Genomic DNA, 7,023 nt, shown 5'->3' with positions numbered 1-7,023 from the left:
AACTCGGGTACAAACATACCGCCAAACTCGCCAAAATAAGCTGGATTTTGCATTTTAACCTCAATAATTTCTGATACTTGTAAAAGCATGATGTAATTTGTTTGGGCACTTTTTGCCCGGAGCGTCTTCAACCCCAGAATTTAAGTCAAGGCCTAAGGCACCTTGATAAAGCGCATCTTTAATATTGTCTGGATTTAAGCCACCAGCTAGCATAAACGGTGTTGTTGCATCGCGAAGAAGCGACCAATCAAATACTTTTCCTGTTCCACCAGCTTGTTTATCACTGTGAGTGTCGTACAAGTGGCGGTCAACGCCATTTACAGGAGTAGGTAGCGCATCTTTAATTGCTTGTGCTTTCCAAATTTCACAATTGCTAGGTAATTGTGTACGCAACGCTTTAATGTAATCGTCACTTTCTTGGCCATGTAATTGAACTGCCGCTAATTTTAACACACTTGCGGCGTGAGCAACTTTCTCTGTTGACTCATTAACAAAAACACCCACAAACTTGAGGGGTGCTGATTGCGTTATGGCTTGGGCGCAATCTAAATCAACACAACGTGGAGACTTAGGATGAAAAATTAAACCGCCATATACAGCACCCGCATTATACGCAGCTTGCGCATCTTGGCTGCGAGTAAGTCCACATACTTTATTTTCCCCAAAAATAACCCGGCGACATGCTTGTTCTAAATCAGCTTCGGCCATCAGCGAGCTACCAATTAAAAAGCCATCGCACAGCGGTGCTAAGCGTTTAACATCTTGATGGGTATAGATACCTGACTCAGAAATAACAACTTTATCTTCAGGTATTAATTTACGTAGTTTTTCAGTAGTAGCTAAATCGGTACTCAAGTCACGTAAATCACGGTTATTAATACCAATAATTTTAGCATTTAGGTTAAGTGCTCGGTGTACTTCTTCTTCGTTACTTACCTCGGTTAGCACCGCCATATTAAGTGAATCAGCGACCTTATGCAGTGCTGTGTATTCTTCATCATTAAGTACCGAAAGCATAAGTAAGATAGCATCGCCACCATAAATACGAGCCATATAAACCTGATACTCATCTATGAAAAAGTCTTTACAAATAAGTGGCTGATCAACTTGGCAACGTACAAACTCTAGGTAGTCAAAGCTACCTTGAAAGTATTTAGTATCGGTGAGTACGCTCATGCAGCTTGCATATTTTTTGTAAGCTGCAGTGATTTCAGTTAAATCAAAAGGTTCTCTTATTAATCCCTTAGAAGGGGACGCTTTTTTACATTCTAAAATAAATTGCGTACCGGGTGCCGCCAATGCTTTATAAAAATCACGGCTGGTTGGCACCGCTTGATCTTTAAAACTTTCAAGCGGACGAGCGGCTTTTCGTTCAATTAATTCTAGCTTTTTATCAGCAACAATTTTGTCTAATACATTAGCCATGACTTACCTCAATAATTGCATTTAATGTGTCCATGGCTTTGCCTGAACTTAAAAGTGAGTGTACTTGCTGTGCGCCATCTTTAAGTGAATCAGCTTTACCTGTTAGATATAAAAGAGCAGCAACATTTACCACAATAGCGGCGTTGTGCGCATCAGTGCCTTTGCCTTGTAAAATAGCAACGCTTGCATCAGCGTTATATTGTGGGCCTTCACCTGCCAGTTGTTCAAGTGAATAGTTTGCAAGGCCGAAGTCGCTTGGGTTGAGCATGTACTGGCTTATTTCACCATTATTAAGCTCAACTACGTTGGTTGGGCCATGAAGGGCAATTTCGTCAGTGCCTGAACCGTGTACGATCATTGCGCGTTGTGCGCCTAATGTTTTAAGCGTTTGCGCCATAGGCATACATAGCGACTCGTCGTAAACGCCTAATAATTGCACATCAGGCGCCGCAGGGTTGGCAAGGGGGCCTAAAATATTAAAAATAGTTCGTGTTTTAAGTGCAGTACGCACGCCCATCGCATGGCGCACACCGCTGTGATAATGAGGTGCAAACAAAAATGTAAAGTGTGTTTGCTCAAGGCATTTTGCTGCTTGTTCTGGGCTCATATCTATATTAATACCAAGCGCTTTGAGTAAGTCGGCAGAGCCTGAGTTACTCGACACACTGCGGTTGCCATGTTTTACCATGTTAATACCCGCTGCAGCTGCGACAATAGCGGCAGTGGTGCTGATATTAATAGTATTTGATCCATCGCCACCGGTGCCACAGCTATCTGCAAGTTGTGAGCAAGTAGTATTAAAAGCCACTGCGTTTTCACGCATAGATGCCGCAGCTCCTGCTATTTCATCACTCACTTCACCTTTCATTTTAAGACTAATAAGCAAAGCTGTTAGCTCAATATCGCTCATGTTACCTTGCATAATTTCATCAAATAGCGCTTTTGATTGGCTATAACTGAGTGATTGCTTAATCGTAAGTTGCTCAATGGCGTGTTGAACATTAAGTACGTTGGTTAAATGTGTACTCATAACGTCCTCTTAATTATTATTTGTTAGGTAAGCAACACTTTGTTGCAGCAACATAGCCCCGTTGGGCGTTAGTATTGATTCAGGGTGAAACTGATAACCCAGAGCACCGTCATCATGGTGATAAATAGCCATAGGAATATCTTGGTATTGTGCTATTACCTCTATGCTATCAGGTACTTGCGTAGCCATTAATGAGTGGTAACGTGCCACCGGCATTGTATCGCCCATATTTTTAAACACAGGGTGTGTGCTTAGATCAATAATTGATGACTTACCATGTACGGTTTCACCCGCATGTCCGATTACTCCGCCATAACTTTGTGTTAACGCTTGTTGACCTAAGCAAATACCCAGCATAGGGAAATGGCCTTTACACAGCGCAATAAGATCCATGAGGCAACCAGCATCGCTTGGTGTGCCTGGGCCTGGTGAAAGTACAAGTAATACTTGGCCTTGCTCTTGGCGCATTTTATTAAAAATAGTATCGGCGCTTATGTTATTTCTATACACAACAAGCTCACCACCGAGCATAGTTAGTTCGTCTACCAAGTTGTAACTAAACGAGTCAAAGTTATCTAAAAAGTAAATTTTGATTGGCTGTGATGCACCCATGTTATACCGCCTCGAAAGTTGATTTTATGGCGGTAATAACCGCTTGAGCTTTAGCGCGAGTTTCGTTAGCTTCAGATTGCGGGTCTGAGTCAAATACAACCCCGGCACCGGCTTGCACATAAGCCATGTTGTTTTTAACAAAGGCAGAGCGAATAACAATACAGCTGTCCATTGCGCCATCACCGGTTAAATAACCTACTGCGCCACCGTAACTGCCACGTCGTTTTCCTTCTGTTTGGCGAACTAATTCTGCAGCGCGAACTTTAGGTGCGCCTACTAAGGTACCCATGTTCATGCATGCTTGGTAAGCGTGAAGTGCATCGAGTTCTGGTTTTAACGTACCAACAACACGTGAAACTAAATGCATAACTTGCGAATAACGGTCTACTTTTAATAGCTCTTTGGCATGACGTGTACCTGCAACACTAATTCGTGCTACATCGTTACGGGCTAAGTCAACAAGCATTAGGTGTTCTGCACGTTCTTTTTGATCGTTTCTAAGTTCAAGCTCAATACGGCTATCTAAATCGGGGTTTATTTGCCCATTAGCAAATTTACCACGAGGGCGCGTTCCTGCAATTGGATACACTTCTACCTGCTGGTTATTAATATCGTATTTAAGGGCTGATTCGGGTGATGCGCCAAATAAAGCAAAGTCCTCATCGCGCATGTAAAACATATAAGGGCTTGGGTTTTGTTGTTTTAATTGGCTATACGCATGTAAAGCATTAGGGCAAGGCAGCGAGAAAGTACGAGAAGGAACAACCTGAAAAATATCCCCGTCTACAATGTTCTTTTTAAGTTTTATAACCTGTTCGCAATAGGTGCTGTCGCTTATGTCTACGCTCACCTCACATTCGCCTTTGTTTAATGGGGCGCTGTATTGGGCTGCGTTATCGCAAAGGCTATTTAACTGCTCTAGCTGTTTGCCTACTTCAAAGCAGTTTGCGTGTACGTCTGGGCCGTTAAATACGTTACCGATAAGTTCGGTGGTCTGTTTTTGGTGGTCTATTACAACTAATGTTTCAGCTAAATAAAATACATAATCAGGACAGCTGTTCTCGCCATCGGGAACGTCACTTAACTGTTCAAAGTTTGCAACCATGTCGTAGGCAAATACACCGCCTAAAAATAGAGAGAAAGGGTTGTCGGTGGTACTTTTGATTGAGTTAATACAGGTTCGTAGGGCACTAAATGCATTATCGGCCACTAGTTTACTGGCTTCATCAATGTCGTTACTTGTACTCAAGTAATTTAGGGTTAGGGTTGTATCGTTTAATTCTACATTGCAGTTTTTAACATGAGCTTGTAAGTAACTTAACAGCTGGTGGCCATTGTTTGACTGGGCTGCAATCGTGACTGTTTTGCCTTGGCAAACAATGCGCAATGCGCAATCGACTAAAATTAAACTTTTTACACTGTCTTTAGAATCAATTTCAGCCGATTCAAGTAGCAGTGAGTTAGGTTTATCAAGTGCCGCGTACAGCGCAAGTGGACTACTGATGTAGTCGCGGGTTTGCGTAATACTCGTTACTTCACCCGGCGTAGTTGTTATGTGACTAAAAATCAAACCTCATTCCCTCAAAAAAATTAAACCCCGCAATGCTGTGCAATGCGGGGTTTGAATAACGATATCTAAATTACAAACAGAGCATTACAGTCCCGCTATACCAGGCGCCACCACCAATGATGTGTAAGAGTAATACCGTTATTCATGTTTTCTGCCTCAAATTTATTATGTATTTATTAAAATTTAGTTATAAAAAAACCCGCATATTTGCGGGTTTTGAAATTTTGTCAGACACGACAATTCATCACCCGATAATTACGAGTGCCACCACCAAATTGTGTTTAGGTTTGAATTGTTCATTGTTTTTAATTCTTTATGTGTCTTAAAGTGGCTACAGTAAAACGTATCTAGTGCTTTTGTGTCAAGTGTTTATTTAAAACAATTTAATGAAAAAACTTGTTATACTTGCATAAATACCTTCAAACCTTAATTTTAAGCAGTTTTCTTTTGATAAAATATGATTTACATAGCCACACAACACATTCAGACGGACATTTAACGGTTGAAGAATTATTAAACCGTGCAGTAGATAAAAATATTGATGTGTTTGCTATTACCGATCATGACACTGTGGCAGCTATTAAACCGGCTCAATCATTTATTAAGTCAGAGAATCTTCCGCTGTCATTAATTACAGGCACAGAAATATCGACAAAGTGGGAAAGCTTTGAGATCCACATTGTCGGGTTAAACATAAATATTGATAACGAAGAGCTCGATGCTTTATTAACTGCTCAGCAGCAAAAGCGAGAGGAACGGGCAACACAAATAGGCTTTCGCCTTGAAAAAAATGGCTTTGAAGGCATTTACGACCAAGCTAAAGAACTTGCTGTAAATGGACAAATTACACGTGCCCATTTTGCACGTGCATTAATGCAGCGTGGAGTCGCTAAAAATTTCCCTGGAGTATTTAAAAAGTATTTAGGGCGAGGTAAAACGGGGTACGTACCAAGCTGTTGGTGTGATATGCAAACCGCTATTAAAGCAATACATGCAGCAGGAGGGGTTGCAGTGCTTGCCCATCCAAGTAGCTACAGAATGTCTAATAAGTGGTTGCGTAAACTGTTAGTTGAATTTAAAAATGCAGGGGGAGATGCAATGGAAGTAGCGCAACCTCAGCAAGCACCTAGTGAACGTCAATTTTTAGGTGAACTCAGCCGAGAGTACGAATTATTATGTTCACAAGGCTCAGATTTTCATTTTCCGACAAGCTATTTAGAGCTTGGTAAAAATTTATACTTACCTAAAGATTGCCAAGGTGTTTGGCAAGTTTGGGAAGGACAAGAAGGGGCATTAACATGAGTCAATTATTTCATATTCATCCAGATAACCCACAAGCAAGGTTAATAACTCAAGCTGTTGATATAATAAAACAAGGTGGTGTTGTTGTTTACCCTACCGACTCTGGCTATGCAATTGGATGTAACATTGGTAATAAGCAAGCCAAAGAGCGTATAGAGCGTATTCGTGGCATTGATAAAAACGACAATTTTACACTTGTATGTCGTGATTTATCAGAGTTATCTACTTATGCACGCGTTGATAATCAATTATTCCGACTGATTAAAAATAATACGCCGGGACCTTATACCTTTATTTTTAAAGGCACAAAGGAAGTACCTAAGCGTTTATTAAACGATAAGAAAAAAACGATTGGCATACGTGTTATTGAGCACCCAATAGCATGTGCACTGTTAGCCGAGTTGGGCGAGCCACTCATGTCGTGTTCGCTTATCTTACCCGGACAAGAATTTACAGAGTCGGACCCAGACGAGATTTTAGATAGGCTTGATAAGCACGTAGATCTTATTATTCATGGTGGATACTTACCAGAGCAGGCAACAACCGTTATTGATTTGTCCGAGGACGATGTAAAAATACTGCGTGTTGGCTGTGGTGATGTGAGCCCGTTTGAGTAATTAAACGTGGCTTCAACGACTAAACTTCCACCAGTAATTGATGAGCCAGTGCAGCAAAATCTGCCACTGGCTTTTTTGCATGGAAAGGCCGTTGTTGATAAACCTGAAGACTTATATATTCCACCCGACGCACTTGAAGTTATTTTAGAAACCTTTGAGGGGCCGCTTGATTTACTTCTTTATTTAATAAAAAAACATAAGCTTGACGTACTTGAACTTTCAATATTTAGTATTACAGAACAATATGTTAGCTATGTTGAAATGATGAGCGAATTTCAATTAGAGCTTGCTGGTGAGTATTTAGTCATGGCGGCATTGTTAGCGCAAATAAAATCACGGCTGCTTCTTCCTGTTCACGAAGAGCTCGAAGAAGAGGAAGACCCTCGTGCTGAACTAATTAAACGCCTACAAGAATACGAGCAGTTTAAAAAAGCAGCTGAAAATTTGGATGATATTCCTCGTGTTGG

The 7,023-nt window shown here is 41.1% G+C and carries 7 protein-coding genes; 3 read left to right on the top strand and 4 right to left on the bottom strand.

The features are described from left to right. Positions 1-60: 60 nt before the first annotated feature. Genes trpCF through BCG07_RS08630 form a run of 4 tightly spaced genes read right to left on the bottom strand, consistent with a single transcriptional unit; the run spans position 61 to position 4,637 of the window. Positions 61-1,425, bottom strand: coding sequence for a bifunctional indole-3-glycerol-phosphate synthase TrpC/phosphoribosylanthranilate isomerase TrpF (gene trpCF / locus BCG07_RS08645; protein ID WP_286889829.1), 1,365 nt, complete (start codon positions 1,423-1,425; stop codon positions 61-63). Continuing rightward, complete coding sequence (gene trpD / locus BCG07_RS08640) at positions 1,418-2,455, bottom strand: anthranilate phosphoribosyltransferase (protein WP_286889828.1); 1,038 nt, start codon at positions 2,453-2,455, stop codon at positions 1,418-1,420. Before trpD ends, trpCF begins: the two co-directional genes overlap by 8 nt. A 9-nt stretch (positions 2,456-2,464) precedes the next feature. Further along, positions 2,465-3,067 (bottom strand): aminodeoxychorismate/anthranilate synthase component II, encoded by a 603-nt coding sequence (locus tag BCG07_RS08635; protein ID WP_006792211.1) that lies wholly within the window; start codon positions 3,065-3,067, stop codon positions 2,465-2,467. 1 nt (position 3,068) lies between these two features. Further along, positions 3,069-4,637, bottom strand: coding sequence for an anthranilate synthase component 1 (locus BCG07_RS08630; protein ID WP_286889826.1), 1,569 nt, complete (start codon positions 4,635-4,637; stop codon positions 3,069-3,071). Between the two features lie 447 nt (positions 4,638-5,084). On the opposite strand from BCG07_RS08630, the gene rnm reads away from it, so the two are divergent. The 3 genes from rnm to BCG07_RS08615 all read left to right on the top strand — a co-directional run. After that, complete coding sequence (gene rnm, locus BCG07_RS08625) at positions 5,085-5,939, top strand: RNase RNM (RefSeq protein WP_286889825.1); 855 nt, start codon at positions 5,085-5,087, stop codon at positions 5,937-5,939. Next, the gene (locus tag BCG07_RS08620; RefSeq protein WP_006792208.1) at positions 5,936-6,556 is read left to right on the top strand and encodes an L-threonylcarbamoyladenylate synthase; all 621 of its coding nucleotides are present in this window, start codon (positions 5,936-5,938) and stop codon (positions 6,554-6,556) included. The genes rnm and BCG07_RS08620 overlap by 4 nt, the downstream gene beginning before the upstream one ends. Positions 6,557-6,562: 6 nt before the next feature. Further along, positions 6,563-7,023: segregation and condensation protein A (locus BCG07_RS08615; RefSeq protein ID WP_286889823.1), on the top strand; the 461-nt coding region annotated here is incomplete at its 3' end.

Origin of the sequence: Pseudoalteromonas sp. ESRF-bin5, assembly GCF_002632075.1 — a bacterium.
In the GTDB taxonomy this organism is placed as follows: Bacteria; Pseudomonadota; Gammaproteobacteria; order Enterobacterales; family Alteromonadaceae; genus Pseudoalteromonas; species Pseudoalteromonas marina.
The sequence above is the reverse complement of the archived record's forward strand: the minus strand, read 5'-3'. Positions and strand labels throughout refer to the sequence as shown.

What these genes read in the sequence shown, in the direction of transcription:
- BCG07_RS08635 (WP_006792211.1), bottom strand. Translation starts at nt 3,067, where the DNA reads ATGGGTGCATCACAGCCAATCAAAATTTACTTTTTAGATAACTTTGAC.
- trpCF (WP_286889829.1), bottom strand. Translation starts at nt 1,425, where the DNA reads ATGGCTAATGTATTAGACAAAATTGTTGCTGATAAAAAGCTAGAATTA.
- BCG07_RS08620 (WP_006792208.1), top strand. Translation starts at nt 5,936, where the DNA reads ATGAGTCAATTATTTCATATTCATCCAGATAACCCACAAGCAAGGTTA.
- trpD (WP_286889828.1), bottom strand. Translation starts at nt 2,455, where the DNA reads ATGAGTACACATTTAACCAACGTACTTAATGTTCAACACGCCATTGAG.